The following is a 13,781-nucleotide window of genomic DNA, read 5'->3' as shown; positions in this document are numbered from 1 at the left end:
ATTCGCGCCGGGCGCCGGAGCCGGCTCTCATGACCGCGTTTCGTAGTCGCTCAGCACGGCCAGCTTCTCGGCCGATGCCGACGCCTCGTCAAATCGATAACCGAGCCACTCCTGAGCGAGCCGACGGGCCAGTTCCAGCCCGATGACCCGCTGGCCGAAAGTCAGAACCTGGGCGTTGTTGCTCAACACAGCACGCTCGACCGAGTAGCTGTCGTGGGCCGTGACGGCTCTGATGCCGGCGACCTTGTTGGCCGAGATCGCGACCCCGAGCCCGGTTCCGCAGACCAGGAGCGCGCGGTCCGCCGCCCCGGATGCGATGAGCTCGGCAGCCGCGATGGCCACCGTCGGGTAGGGAGTGTGACCATTCGCGTCGACCCCGACATCGGCGACGAGCTCGACATCGGGGTTGGCTTCGAAGTCGGCCTTCAGAGCCTCCTTGTAGGTGAATCCGGCGTCATCGGACCCGACGACGATGCGAAGCTTGCGGGTCATGGGGCGACCTCTTTCTTGTCTTCGAGGAGAACGGCGACAGCTGTCGCCGCCAGAGCGAGTGAGACCGCACCGGGGTCCGGCGTGCCGAGACTCTTCTCGACGTGCGGTCGCGCACGGCCGATGCGGGGGATGAGATCGGCGCTCGCCTGTGCCGCGGTGGTCGCCACCTCGGCGGCCTGCCTCCAGGCGGCCGTCAACGATGACCCCGCAACGACTCGCGAGGCGAGGGCCTCGGCGAAGGGGATCAGGGCATCGAGCATCGTCTTGTCGCCGAGCTCCGCCTTGCCGACTCGGGCGATGGCATCGGCGGCGGCCGAGATCCCCGCACTGACGGTCGCGGCATCCGGCGCATTCTCATCGCCGATCGAGTCGGCGACGGCGCGGAGCGCGAGACCCCAGAGGGCGCCCGACGTGCCCCCCGCCCGATCGGCCCAGGCGTCTCCGGCCGCAGCGAGCGTGGCTCCGGCGCCCGCATCCGCTTGTTCGGTCTTCCGGGCTGCGGCGAGCGCGGCGGTCGCTCCTCGCTGCATCCCGATCCCGTGATCGCCGTCTCCGGCGATCGCATCGAGGCGGCCGAGCTCGTCGACGTTCTCGTCGATGACGCGCTTGATCGCGCCGAGCACGTCGACCACGAGCTGTGCGCAGGCCCGCGACTCCGGCGTGCCGGGCGAGAGGGCGGCCGACTTCTCGTCCACCTCCTCCGCAATGCCGACCGGATCCGGCTCCCCGATCACCCGGCCCCGGCGATAGGCCGAGGTCTCGCACGCAGACAGCCACGCACGTTCGAGCTCGTCGTCCAACCAGACGAGGGTCAACGAGACTCCGGCCATTTCGAAGCTCGTGACCAGCTCACCGACCTCGGGCTGCACGATGACCATCCCCGACTCACGGAGCCTCGCTGCCACGGTCGCGTACGTCACGAACAACTCCTCGTACTTCACCGAGCCGAGCCCGTTCAGGATGACGGCGACCCGCGAAGTCGGCGACGGGTCGACCGAGAGTGGCCGAGCATCGAGGAGTCGATCGACGAGCTGCCGCCCCAGCGCCTCGGCGGTGGGAAGATCCTGCTCCTCGATTCCGGGTTCGCCATGGATTCCCATGCCGACGGCCATTCGGCCCGGCGTGACGGTAAAGAGCGGGGCGGCGGCACCCGGGAGGGTGCACCCGGTGAAGGCCACGCCGACCGAGCGGGTGCGCTCATTCGCACGAGTCGCGAACTCGAAGACCTCATCGAGGGTGCCGCCCCGCTCCGCCGCCCATGCCGCGGCGCGAAAGACGGCCAGATCGCCGGCGATCCCGCGCCGCTTGTGGATCTCGCTGACCTCTGCGCTGTAGATGTCATCGGTGACCACGACGGTGCGGCAGGGAATGCCTTCGGCGATGAGCCGCTGTTGCGCCTGATCAAAGTTCAGAACGTCGCCGGCGTAATTGCCGTAGCTGAACAGCACTCCCGCGTCGGTTGCCACGGACTTGGCGACGGAGTACACCTGCTGAGCCGAGGGAGAGGCGAAGACGTTCCCCATCGCGGCACCATGTGCGAGGCCGCGTCCGACGAGACCGCCGAATGCCGGGTAGTGACCAGAGCCGCCCCCGATGACGACGGCGACCTGACCGGCCGGAGTGCGACCGGTGCGCACCACGCCGCCGGACACCCGGCGGACGATGTCGGAGTTCGCGTCAACGAAGCCGGTGATCATCTCATCGGTGAAGTCGGCCGGATCGTTGAGAAGGTAACTCACTCGAGTCGCTCCTTTCAGGGGTTCTCAGACGGTGCTGACGGGTGGTGCGGGGGTGGGAACGCCGAGGCTCCCACCCCCGTCTGAACTACTGCGAGAGCGTGAAGGGCGCGGTGTACTTGTCCACGTTGTCCTTCGTGATCAGGATGCAGTCGAACGACTGCTTCTCGGCCGACGCCCCGGTCTTGCCGGTGCGGATGAACGAGTCCGCCTCGTCCACAGCCTTGGCCGCGAAGGTCGCAACGGGCTGAAGCACGGTGTACTGCAGCTCACCGGCCTTGATCGCGGCCACCGCGTCGGGCGAACCGTCGAATCCGCCGACCTTCACGGTGGCGAGCTTGCCCGCCTCCTTGAGAGCCGCGATCGCGCCGAGCGCCATCTCGTCATTTCCGCTGATCACGCCGGTAATGCCGGGGTGAGCCTGAAGCAGACTCTGCATCTTGTCGTGACCCTGGGTGCGGTCCCAGTTGGCGACCTCCTTACCGACCTCTTTGAGGCCGGGGTACTGGCTGATCACCGTCTGGTAGCCGTTCGACCGGGTTGCGGCGTTGTTGTCGGAGGGCGCTCCGAGGAGTTCGACGTAGTCCGCAGTCTGTCCGATGCCGGCAACCCACTGCTGTGCACCGAGGGCCGCACCCTGGGCGTTGTTCGAGACCAGCTGCGCCTTGGCCACGCCGGCCGTGTTGATCTCGGCATTGACGAGGAAGACGGGGATGCCCGCCGCGGTGGCCTTCTTCACCGCGCCGACCGAGCCGCTCGCGTTCGCCGGGTCGAGGATGATCGCCACCGACTTCTTGGTGATCGCCGTGTCGATGAGGTTGCTCTCGGTGTTGGTGTCACCCTTCGATGCGCCGACGGTCGAGGTGTATCCGAGCTTCTTCGCTTCGGCCGCGGCGACGTTGCCTTCTGTCAACCAGTACGGGTTCGCGGGATCGTTGACGATGATCGAGATCAAGCCGCCTTTCGACGACGAGCCCGAAGTCGAGCCCCCGGAGCCGGTCGACGAGCAGCCAACGAGAGCCACTGTCGCCAGTGCGAAGGTCGCGAGCGTCGCTGCTGCAGCCATTGCTTTGCGAGACATGTGCATTTTCCTTTCGGTAGGGATGCCGGTCAGCCGGCGCTCTTCTCGACAGCCGGTTCGGCCGAGCCGGCCGATTCCGACAGCGTCGAGGAAGCAGTGGAGTCGTCTCCGGAACGGGGGCGCTTGCCACGGCGGCGGTACTGCACCGCGTTGAGGAGGACAGCGAGAACGATCACCGCGCCGGTGAAGACGGTCTGCCAGTAGGCAGACACCCCGACGATGACGAGGCCGTCGGACAGGAAGCCGATGACGAACGCGCCGAGCAGTGTGCCGCGGATGTTGCCTCGCCCGCCGGTGAGCGCCGCGCCGCCGATGACGACGGCGGCGATCGCGGTCAGCTCGTAGCTGGTACCGGCGGTCGGGCTCGCCGAGGTGAGCTCGGAGGAGAGGATCAATCCGGCGATGGCCGCGCACACGCCCGAGAGCACGTACACCCGTCGCTGAACACGTTTCACCGGCACGCCCGAGAGATCGGCCGCACGCTCATTGCCGCCGGATGCATACAGCCAGCGACCGAAAACCGTGCGTGTCAGCACGACGCTGCCGATGATCGCGATGACGACCATCACCAGCACGCCGATCGGCACATTCAGGATGCGGTTGAAACCCAGCCAATCGAATCCGGTATTGCCCAGCTCCGGCTTGCCGCCCAGGTCGTTGTAGGTGAGCCCGTTCGTCATGAGGAGCGCCGCACCCCGCACGACATAGAGCATGCCCAGAGTCGCCACGAACGGGGGCACCTTGAACCTCGAGATCAGGACACCGTTGACCAAGCCGACGAAGGCGCCGAGCGCACACGCGATGACCACGACGACCCACACCGGGGGAATCAGCACGACTCCCAGGAAGTCGATCCGGATGCCCTGCATCAGGTAGCCGGCGACGACGCCGGAGAGACCGAGGGTCGACCCGACCGAGAGGTCGATGCCGCCGTTCAGGATGACCAACAGCATGCCGACCGAGAGAATCGCGTAAACGGCGACATGCGACGACATCGTGAGGAAGTTGCTCACCGAGAAGTAGAAGGGCGACAGCAGCGAGAAGATCACGATGATGGCGATCAGAGCGAAGAACGCACGCCCCTCGAGCACGAGCTTGGTGATGCTGAAGCCACCCGATAGCGGGCTGGACTTCGGTTTCTGTCGTTGCGGGGCCGCAGACGTCATGATGGGTCTTCCGTTCTTTCAGGCAATCACGGCTTCGCCGGAGGCGGCCATGATCTCTTCTTTGGTGACGTCGGGGCCGAGCTCCGCAGAGATCTTTCCGCGCCGCATGACGACGATGCGATGGGCGATGCTGAGGCATTCAGAGACCTCAGAGGTCGAGAACACGACCGCGAGACCGGCCTCCGCGCGCTCGGCCAGCAGCCGGAAGACCTCGGCCTTCGCGCCGATGTCGATACCGCGGCTGGGCTCGTCGAGAAGGATCACGTCGGGCTGAGTCGCCAGCATCTTGCCGATGACGACCTTCTGCTGGTTGCCACCGGACAACGATCCGATCGGCGCGGACCCGCCCGCGGTCTTGACGTGGACCTCGCCGATCATCTTGTCGACCAGCCCCTGCTCGCGCGCTCGGGAGAGGAACGCTCCCCGCAGGAACGCCGCGATGCTGGCGAGGGACAGGTTGGCTCCGACGCTCATCGACTGCACGAGCCCGTCCCGCTGCCGATCCTCCGGAACCAGGCCGAGTCCATGAGCGATGCGGTCGGCGATCGACATCCGTGAGATGTCGACGCCCTTCAGAACCACCCGTCCGCCGGAGACGGGAACCCGGCCGGCCATTGCTTCGAGCAACTCGGTGCGGCCTGCACCCATCAGGCCGTAGATGCACACGATCTCTCCCGCACGCACGTCGAGGGAGAGGTGGTCGACGACCGAACGGTCGGCACTCGATTGATCGGCGACGCTGACGTCCTGCGCCGAAAGCACGACATCGCCGAACGGGTACCCGCGGGGCGGCGAACCGAGGTCGAAGTTCTCGCCGACCATGTTCCGTACGATCCACTCGAGATTGATGTCGGAGGCTTCCGCGGTCGCGGTGATCGAGCCATCGCGCAGCACGACCGCGTAGTCGGTGATCTGCAGCGCTTCTTCGAGATGATGCGAGATGTAGACGATCGAGACGCCCCGCGAGGTGAGGTCGCGGATCACCGTGAAGAGCACCTCCACCTCGGAGGCGCTGAGCGCGGAAGTGGGCTCATCCATGATCAGGATGCGCGAGTCGACAGAGAGGGCCCGGGCGATCTCCACGATCTGCTGCTGGCCGAGGCGGAGGTCTTGCAGCAGCCGAAGGGGATCGATGCTCTCTTCGAGCTCCGCCATGATCGCCTTCGCCTGCCGTGCCTCTTCAGCGAAGTCCACGCCGTACGGGGTGCGGATCTCGCGCCCCATGAAGATGTTGTCGCGCACATTGAGGTTGGGGGCGAGGCTGAGCTCCTGATGGATGATCGAGATCCCGCGCTCCCGCGCCTCGACGGTCGACGAGAACGCCACGGGAGCGCCGTCGAGGATGATCTGGCCCGACGTCGGGGCCTCGACCCCGGACAGGATCTTCATCAGCGTCGACTTGCCCGCACCGTTCTCACCGAACAGCGTCGTCACTTTTCCCTTGTGGATCTCGAAATTGACGCCCTTGAGCGCGTGAGTGCCGCCGTAGGTCTTGACGATGTCCCGCGCCGTCAGCAGTGCCGTGTCGCTCATTGCACGCTCAGCTTCGCCGGGGTGACGAGCCAACCGTTCGGGTTGATCAACTGGAACGCGCCGATCACCGTCACCGTCTTACCGACGAGGTTGGCGGTGTCGACCGAGGCCAGCACGCTGGCTTTCATCTGCTTGTTGAGCGCTGACGCCGCGTTCTGGTAGTCGATCTGGTTGACGAACTGTCCGTACTGGATCGTGCCGGGGGCGTCGCGGAGGTCGGTGCCGTTGATTGCCGGCCCGGTCTGAATACGGATGAGGACCGACGCCGGCATCCCGGCGACGGTGACCGGGTAGACCCCCAGGCTCCCCGCGCCGACGACGCCGGTGAACTTCACCGAGAACTCCGGGCCGGTGCCCGCCGGCACGCCGTACTTCTTGGCCGCGGCAGTCCGGTCCGCGGCGATGGCGGCCGCCAAGGTGCGCGCGTCCGTCGCCTTCTTCTCGATAGCCGCCTGGACTTTGGGGAACTCCGTCTTGCCATAGCTGTCCGCCGAGAAGGCTCCCGTCTGCTGGCCCGCCGCCGACACGGTGCTGACCACTCGGGTGCTGAGCGCCATGACGATCAGCAGCACGATGATGACGGCGCCGGTGATCACCTGCCGCATGCGCGGCGTCACACGTCGAGCCGACCTGGCTGTCGTCGGGGCGGTCATGAGCGGAAGACCCGCGACTCGGTGTCGTTGGGACGAATCTGGAGCTTGCGCCCCGATCCCGCCCGGAACATGTCGAGAGCCTGCACGTAGTCGTCGAGGGTGAAGGAGTGACTCACCATCGCTTCGGCGTTGATCGCACCCGCCTCGAACATCTCCACCGCGCGACCGAATGAGTTGAGCACCGCCATCGTGCCGACGATGGATATCTCGTCTCGGTAGACGCGGAACGGCGAGTAGTTCGCCTTCGCCTCGGTCGGCGCCACGCCGAAGTGCTGGAAGGTGCCGCCCGCCTTCACGCGCGGGAGCCCGTCCTCGATTGCCCGGACGTTGCCCGTGCAGTCGATCACGACATCCCAGTTCGAGCGCTCCGACTGGTCGGCGCTGGTGAACCGGTGCTGAACGCCCACCTCGGCCGCCGTCCTCAGGCGTTCCTGGTTGAGATCGACGATGGTCACCGATGCCGCGCCCGCCCGCGTGGCGAGTTGGGCCATCAGCAACCCCATGGTGCCCGAGCCGTACACGAGCACGTGATCGCCGATGCGCCGGGGAAGGATGTCCCACCCGCGGATGGCGCAGGCCAGCGGCTCGATGAGGGCGGCGAGGTACACATCGGTCTCCGGCTTCAGCTTGTAGACGTTGGCGACCGGAGCGGTGAACCGCTGCTGCGAGGCTCCGTCAGACGCGACGACGCCGAGACCGTTCCAGAAGCGGCACAGGTTCTGTTTGCCGTTGAGACAGAACTCGCACTCACCGCAGACCGTGCTGGGGTTGATGGCGACATGGTCGCCGACGGCCAAGGAGTTGACCCCGTCGCTCACGCCGTCGCCCAGCGCGACGACCGTGCCCGTGGCCTCGTGGCCGGGAACGAGCGGGAAGATCGTGCCTTCGAACTCGCCGTCCAGGACATGGGTATCGGTGCCGCAGATCCCGACCGCGGCGGTCTCGATCAGAACCTCCTTGAAGCCGGGAACCGGCTCGGGTCGGTCGACCAGCGTGAGGGATCCCTTGGATTCAAAAACCACTGCTCGCACTGGCGTCTCACTCCTTTGTGTTCTCACCGTCACGTGAGATTTCGATCATTTCGGCGAGCAATCGCCCCGCGGAGCTCCCTGCCCTCAACTTCGCTATGTGACATTCAATGTTAGAACTGGCGTCACGCGAGTTAGAAGTAACCTAAGTCGCTCAGGTGTGTCTGTCAACTCGGAGGCTGCCGACTCGAGGCTCGGGCGTGATGAGTCGGTAAGATCGCCCGGTGACTCGACGCGCGATCATCCTGTTCGCGGCGCTCGGAGTCGCGTGGGGCATCCCCTACCTGCTGATCAAGGTCGCGGTCGGTGAACTCGATCCGGCGATGGTCGTCTTCGCTCGAAGCGCCCTCGGAGCACTGCTGCTGCTCCCGCTTGCGCTGGCCCGGCGGCAGGTGCTCCCCGTGCTGCGCCGATGGGTGCCGCTGCTCGCCTACACGCTCGTCGAGATCGTGGTGCCCTGGTACTTCTTGAGTTCGGCCGAGCAGCGGCTGCCCAGCTCGACGGCCGGGCTGCTGCTCGCCGCGATCCCGCTCGTCGGTGTCGCGGTCGCCGTGCTGTTCGGCCGGCCGGCGAAGCTCACGCTCATCAACTGGCTCGGCATCCTGGCCGGCATGCTCGGAGTCGCCGCGCTGGTCGGGTTCGACGTGGCGGGGTCCGACCTCCTCGGCGTCGCGGAACTGGCTGTCGTGGTGGTCGGCTACGCATTCGGACCGGCGATCCTCTCACGCTGGATGAGCGACCTCCCCGGTGTCGGCGTCGTCGCCCTCTCACTCGCCGTCACCGCCGTCCTTTACGTTCCCGTCGTCTCGCTCACCGGCGGATGGCCGACCCGGTGGCCCTCAGCCCCGGTCATCGCGTCGATCGTCACCCTGGCCGTGGTCTGCAGCGCCGTCGCCTTCCTGCTGATGTTCGCCTTGGTCGCCGAGGTCGGGCCCATGCGCACCACGACGATCACCTACCTCAACCCCGCGGTCGCGATCATCGCCGGTGCGCTCGTGCTGGGCGAGCGCGTCACCGTGTGGACGGTCATCGGATTCGTGCTCGTGCTCGGCGGCGCCTACCTGGTCACCCGCCACCGCGCGAGCGCGGAGATACCGGCCGAGCCCGAGGCCGCCGTCGCGATCATCGAGGACGAGGCCTCGCCCGACGGGCCGCAGGCCCTGGGCTCGCGCTAGCGCGGTCGGGGCCTCGAGACCCCGGGGTCGACGAACGTGCTCTCCCAGACATAGCGGCTGTCCTCGGTGCGACTGCGTTGCTCGATGACGGCCAATCCGGCGTAGTAGAGCGCATCGGCGACCGTCGCGGGATCACCGAGGTATCCGCTGACCATCGCACCGTCGCGCAGCATGACGAGCTGATCCGCGATCCGTGACGAGTCGCTCACGCCCAGCTCGATCAGGAACTCCTCGATCGCGCCCTTGAACCATGCACGGTGGACGCCGACCACCACCCGGACCGGATGCTCGGGGTCGGGGTATTCGGCCGCCGCGTTGATGAAGGGACAGCCCCGAAAACCGGGGGAGCAGCTCTCTTGGCCGATTCCATCCACGATCATCCGCAGGGCTTCTGCGGGCTTGCCCGGGGCCGCCGCGCGAGCCGCTTCGACGGCGTCCCGCTCCCATCGGGCCCGGCGCTCGAGGTAGGCCACGATGAGGTCTTCCTTCGTGGGGAAGTGCCGGTAGAAGGTGACCTTGGTGATCCCGACCTGCGCGACGATCCGGTCCGCGCTCACGGAGCGCAGACCGTTCGCATAGAACAACTGGGTCGCCGCGTCGAGGATCCGCTCCCGTGTCGCCGGTCCCGTGCGCGTGACGCGTGCCTGTGGCTCTGGTGTCGACATGGTCTTCATCACCCTACTTTCCTGCTCGTTTCTTCACCGCCGGAATCCCCGCTTGCGCTGCAGACGGACTTGGTGCATGCTCGGTAGCGTTACTAGTCAGTCTACATACAAACCTTCGAGTTAGGAGAACGAAATGTCCTCGTCCACCCCCGTCGTGTTCATCCACGGTTTGTGGATCCACTCCACCGCCTGGCAGCCCTGGCAGGACCTGTTCCGCGAAGCCGGCTACGAGGCATCCGCCCCCGGCTGGCCGGGAGACCTGCCGTCCGTCCAAGCGACGCGTCACAACGCCGACGCATTGGCGGGTGTCGGTATCGACGACATCACCGCGGCCTACCGCTCGTTCATCGCGGGGCTGCCGTCGAAGCCGATCGTCATCGGGCATTCCTTCGGCGGACTCATCGCCCAGAAGCTGCTCGCCTCCGGTGACGCGATCGCCGCGATCGCGATCGACCCGGGTCAGATCAAGGGGGTGAAGCCGGTCCCGTTCGCTCAGATCCGATCGGGCCTTCCCGTGTTGAAGAGTCCCGCCAATCGGAAGAAGGCGGTCTCGCTCACGGCGAAGCAGTTCCGGTACGGCTTCGGCAACGCCATCAGCCAGACGGAGTCGGATCGGCTCCACGCCGCATGGACCATCCCGGGACCCGGACGTCCACTGTTCGAGGCGTCGACCGCCAACTTCAACACGACGTCACCCGCAGCCGTCGACACGAAGAAGTCGGATCGCGGTCCGCTTCTCTTCATCGCCGGAGGCAAGGACCACACCGTCCCGGAGGTGGTGGTGAAGGCCGCCTACAAGCTCTACGCCGAGTCCACCGCCGTCACCGACCTTCGGGTCTTCCCCGACCGTGGCCACTCCCTGGTCTTCGACTCGGGATGGCGCGCCGTCGCCAACGCCTCCCTGGCCTGGCTGAAGTCGCAATCGCTCTGAGAGACCTCCCGGTTGCACGACCGGGTACCGAATACACCACACCGAGAATCAAAGGAGTCCCATCATGAAGAACACCAGAACCCTCCGCACGGCTGCGCTCGGCCTCGGCGTCGCCGCGGTCGCCGCCACCGCGCTCGCCTCCCCCGCGCTGGCGAGCGCGCCGGCACACGCCACCGACCCGTCGTCTCGACCGACGATCGTGCTCGAGCACGGCGCGTGGGCCGACTCGTCGAGTTGGGACCTGGTACGCCAGCAACTCCAGCATGACGGGTATGCCGTGCTCGTGCCGCCGAACCCGCTTCGCGGGCTGAGCAGTGACGCCGGGTACCTCTCGACGTATCTCGCGCAGCGCACGACCGGTCCGGTCGTGCTGGTCGGCCACTCCTACGGCGGCGCCGTGATCACCAACGCCGCGCTCTCCGATCCCCACGTGACGGCGCTGGTCTACGTCGACGCCTTCATGCCGGACAGCGGCGAGAGTGTCGGATCGATCGTCGGATCGTCGACGTCGGCGCTCAACGTAGCCGATCCGAGCTCGGTGTACGACGTGGTCGGTCTCTCCGACGGCTCCGCGGAGGCGTACCTGAAGCCGACCGTGATGCAAGAGGACGTCGCTGCGGATCTCTCCCCGTTGCAGCAGCAGACCGTCATCGCCGACCAGCTCCCGATCGCCCTCGGTGCGGTCTCCGAAGCATCCGGAATCCCCGCGTGGAAGTCGATCAAAACGTATTCCGTTATCGGCACGCACGACCTGGTACTGCCCGAGGCGACCCAACTGCAGGAGGCCCGTCGCGCGCATTCCGAGATCACGCTCGTCGGCGGGTCGCACCTGTCGTTGATCTCGAAGTGGCGTCAGGTCGCCGCGGTCATCGAAACGGCGGCCCGCTAGCCGGAGCCGCTTCGAAAGCGCTCGGCCGGCGCGGGCGCGTGCCCCGCGTCGGCCCGTCACTTTCGTGCCGGCCGGGGTCTTGTCTCGTCGAAGCCTGCGTGCTTGGGTGGGCCTGGCGGTCGCGACCGACCGCTCGACGGGGGTGCACCGTGACGGCGATTCCGGATCATCGGGTGATCGTGTTCCTGCAAGAGAACAAGACCACCGACTTCTACTTTCCGACCATGGCGGCGTGGGGCGCCGCGGTCGCGAACCACGGCGCCCTGCTGACGGCGCCGCCCAACTTCGATCAACCCCACGACCGCAATGCGTGGGTGCACTACTCGATGGGTGACTACCCGGCCCTCGCCGTGCAGATCGACAACGACAGCGTGATCCCCTTCTACAGCTACCTGGCCAAGGAATTCGTCTTCGCGGATCACCACTTCGGCTCGGGGTCGAACTCGACCCCCGGGCACATGCTCGCCATCGGCGGGCAGATGCCGACGATGAAGAACCCGCCGTTCGTCGGGCCGCACCCGGTGTGGGACCTCCCGTCGGTCTTCACCGCGGCAGACGCCGGGCAGGTGTCGTGGGCGGCGTTCCCCGACGCCGGCGGCTACCCGACGAAGTTCTACCAGAGCCTCACGACCGCTCCGGGATCGGCCAACGTCCACCATCCGAACGAGTTCATCCCGATGGCGAAGGCCGGCCTGCTGCCTCGGCTCGTCTACGTCTGGTCTCCGGCGGGACACGACGAGCACCCGCCGTTCGTCAGCGATCCCGAGTACATCAGCAAGGGGCAGAACCTGGTCTGGGATCGCGTCCAGGCCGTCATCGACGGCGGCGGCTGGCAGAACACCACCTTCATCCTCACCTGGGACGACTGGGGCGGCTACGCCGACTCGGTGCGGACGCCGGTGATCGAGACGCTGCCCGACGCCCTGCATCCCGAGGGGTTCGCGGCGATCGGCGGCTCCCGCATCCCGTTGCTCATGTTCGGCGGCATGGTCGCGCAGCAGATCGATCCCGAGTGGCACTCGCACGCGTCGATTCCCAAGACTGCCATCGAGCTGCTGGGGCTGCCCGACATGGGGGTCCCCCGAGTCGACACGGCACCGAGCCTCGCCCGACACGTGCACGCCACCGTGAAGCGCACTCCGCCACCGGCGCCGGGTTCGACCGTCACCCAGCCGACCCCGCCCACGCCGCGGCCGAAGCCGGTCGAGCCGAAGCCCTGGGCAGGGGGCCTCGATCAGCCGATGCCCGCGCTGGTCACGAGAGACGGCAAGGGCCTGCCCGCCCCGAGCGACGGGGTCGTGCATCCGAAGCCGCCTCACCCTCCGGCGAAGTAACGCCCGCGCCCCGAGCGCTAGCGACGGCCGGCACCCAGGCCGGACGACGGCATCGAGGAGACGGTCGATTCGAGCTCGGCCAGGGGGAACCAGCGATCCATGAACGCGGCGATCTCACCGACCGGGGTCCAGACGATCCCCTCGTCGTCCAGTTCGTCGAGCACCTCGCTCCTGATCAGCGGGCCGCTCCACTGCTCGCGCTCCAACCCGTCGGGGCCGATGAAACACGCGCACCAGGTGCCCGACTCCCAGTCGTACTGGCAGAGCACGGCGAGACGCTCGCCGTCCCGGGTGAGCGTGCCTGTGCGCGGGCGGTGCGAACTGAGAAGGTCTTGCAGGGGCGCGAACGCGTCCATCATCCGACTCCCAACTCCCCGGTTGAGGGCAGGCCCCGCACCGGTTCAGATACCTCAATGGTGACACCGATGGCGTCGATGAGCCAGAGTCAAAAATCATCCCGTCGATCGGTGCCGCCCGCTGACGTCCAGACGTGAACGACGTATCGTTAGCTATCGCTACTCCGTTGCGAGAGGACACCGTCATGCACAACTCATCCCCCACCGGCTTCGACCTGCGAGAGGCCGTCGACGGCCTTCGCGAGGCGTTCGCCCCCCACCTCGCCGGGCATATGGCTGCCCGCATGGGCGGTCGCATGGGGCGCGGCGACATCCGCGCCGCCGTCCTGGTCGAGCTCGCCGAGAAGCCGATGCACGGCTACCAGCTGATCCAGGCCATCGAGACCCGCTCCGGCGGAACGTGGAGGCCGAGCCCCGGCTCGATCTACCCCACCCTCCAGCTGCTCGCCGACGAGGGGCTCGTCAGCGCGACACAGGACGGTGAGCGCAAGGTCTACTCGCTGACCGAAGCCGGCACCGAGGCCGCCGCCGAGGCCGCCGACACGCCCCACCCCTCGGAGTCGCGCCGCGGCTGGGACGCCGAACGCGCCGCTCTGCCCAAGGCGGGCGCCAAGCTCGCCCAGGCCCTGATGCAGGTGACGCACAACGGCACGCCCGAGCAGGCCGCGCGTGCCGTCGCGATCGTCGACGAGACGCGCCGCAAGCTCTACGCGATCCTCGCCGAGGACTGACCGGATGTCGC

The 13,781-nt window shown here is 67.2% G+C and carries 14 protein-coding genes; 5 read left to right on the top strand and 9 right to left on the bottom strand.

Going from position 1 to position 13,781, the window contains the following annotated elements; translation table 11 throughout:
* Positions 1-27: 27 nt before the first annotated feature.
* The 7 genes from ACFPJ4_RS00525 to ACFPJ4_RS00495 form a co-directional block, all read right to left on the bottom strand.
* Positions 28-492 carry a ribose-5-phosphate isomerase gene (locus ACFPJ4_RS00525; protein WP_386738314.1) on the bottom strand — a complete coding sequence of 155 codons (465 nt, stop codon included), beginning with the start codon at positions 490-492 and terminating at the stop codon, positions 28-30.
* Entirely contained in the window at positions 489-2,231 is a 1,743-nt protein-coding gene (locus ACFPJ4_RS00520) for a dihydroxyacetone kinase family protein (RefSeq protein ID WP_386738313.1), read from the bottom strand. Before ACFPJ4_RS00520 ends, ACFPJ4_RS00525 begins: the two co-directional genes overlap by 4 nt.
* A gap of 85 nt (positions 2,232-2,316) precedes the next feature.
* A complete protein-coding gene (locus ACFPJ4_RS00515; protein ID WP_386738312.1) occupies positions 2,317-3,309 on the bottom strand; it encodes a D-ribose ABC transporter substrate-binding protein in 993 nt (330 codons plus the stop codon).
* Positions 3,310-3,338: 29 nt separating this feature from the next.
* The gene (locus ACFPJ4_RS00510) at positions 3,339-4,475 is read right to left on the bottom strand and encodes an ABC transporter permease (protein WP_386738311.1); all 1,137 of its coding nucleotides are present in this window, start codon (positions 4,473-4,475) and stop codon (positions 3,339-3,341) included.
* Positions 4,476-4,493: 18 nt separating this feature from the next.
* Complete coding sequence (locus ACFPJ4_RS00505; protein ID WP_386738310.1) at positions 4,494-6,008, bottom strand: sugar ABC transporter ATP-binding protein; 1,515 nt, start codon at positions 6,006-6,008, stop codon at positions 4,494-4,496.
* Positions 6,005-6,625: a DUF2291 family protein gene (locus ACFPJ4_RS00500; protein ID WP_386738309.1), complete on the bottom strand. Its 621-nt coding sequence runs from the start codon at positions 6,623-6,625 to the stop codon at positions 6,005-6,007. Before ACFPJ4_RS00500 ends, ACFPJ4_RS00505 begins: the two co-directional genes overlap by 4 nt.
* 32 nt (positions 6,626-6,657) lie before the next feature.
* On the bottom strand, positions 6,658-7,683 hold the full coding sequence (locus ACFPJ4_RS00495; protein WP_386738308.1) for an alcohol dehydrogenase catalytic domain-containing protein: 1,026 nt from the start codon (positions 7,681-7,683) through the stop codon (positions 6,658-6,660).
* A gap of 230 nt (positions 7,684-7,913) precedes the next feature.
* Between ACFPJ4_RS00495 and ACFPJ4_RS00490 the strand changes: the two genes are divergently transcribed.
* Complete coding sequence (locus ACFPJ4_RS00490) at positions 7,914-8,864, top strand: DMT family transporter (protein ID WP_386738307.1); 951 nt, start codon at positions 7,914-7,916, stop codon at positions 8,862-8,864.
* Here ACFPJ4_RS00490 and ACFPJ4_RS00485 read toward each other — a convergent pair.
* Positions 8,861-9,529, bottom strand: a complete 669-nt coding sequence (locus tag ACFPJ4_RS00485; RefSeq protein WP_386738305.1) for a TetR/AcrR family transcriptional regulator — start codon at positions 9,527-9,529, stop codon at positions 8,861-8,863. The two genes, ACFPJ4_RS00490 and ACFPJ4_RS00485, sit on opposite strands and share 4 nt — an antisense overlap.
* Before the next feature lie 133 nt (positions 9,530-9,662).
* Here ACFPJ4_RS00485 and ACFPJ4_RS00480 point away from each other — a divergent pair, with 133 nt between their 5' ends.
* The 3 genes from ACFPJ4_RS00480 (at position 9,663) to ACFPJ4_RS00470 (ending at position 12,683) form a co-directional block, all read left to right on the top strand.
* Positions 9,663-10,460 carry an alpha/beta hydrolase gene (locus ACFPJ4_RS00480; RefSeq protein WP_386738304.1) on the top strand — a complete coding sequence of 266 codons (798 nt, stop codon included), beginning with the start codon at positions 9,663-9,665 and terminating at the stop codon, positions 10,458-10,460.
* Between the two features lie 64 nt (positions 10,461-10,524).
* Complete coding sequence (locus ACFPJ4_RS00475; RefSeq protein WP_386738303.1) at positions 10,525-11,349, top strand: alpha/beta fold hydrolase; 825 nt, start codon at positions 10,525-10,527, stop codon at positions 11,347-11,349.
* Positions 11,350-11,498: 149 nt separating this feature from the next.
* A complete protein-coding gene (locus ACFPJ4_RS00470) occupies positions 11,499-12,683 on the top strand; it encodes an alkaline phosphatase family protein (RefSeq protein ID WP_386738302.1) in 1,185 nt (394 codons plus the stop codon).
* A gap of 17 nt (positions 12,684-12,700) precedes the next feature.
* Here the strand turns inward: ACFPJ4_RS00470 and ACFPJ4_RS00465 are convergent, their stop codons facing one another.
* Entirely contained in the window at positions 12,701-13,042 is a 342-nt protein-coding gene (locus ACFPJ4_RS00465) for a hypothetical protein (protein WP_386738301.1), read from the bottom strand.
* A 182-nt stretch (positions 13,043-13,224) separates the two neighbouring features.
* On the opposite strand from ACFPJ4_RS00465, the gene ACFPJ4_RS00460 reads away from it, so the two are divergent.
* Complete coding sequence (locus ACFPJ4_RS00460) at positions 13,225-13,770, top strand: PadR family transcriptional regulator (protein ID WP_386738300.1); 546 nt, start codon at positions 13,225-13,227, stop codon at positions 13,768-13,770.
* Positions 13,771-13,781 lie beyond the last annotated feature (11 nt).

The sequence above is a fragment of the Lysinimonas soli genome (assembly GCF_042655435.1).
Taxonomy (GTDB): Bacteria; Actinomycetota; Actinomycetes; order Actinomycetales; family Microbacteriaceae; genus Lysinimonas; species Lysinimonas soli.
The sequence above is the reverse complement of the archived record's forward strand: the minus strand, read 5'-3'. Positions and strand labels throughout refer to the sequence as shown.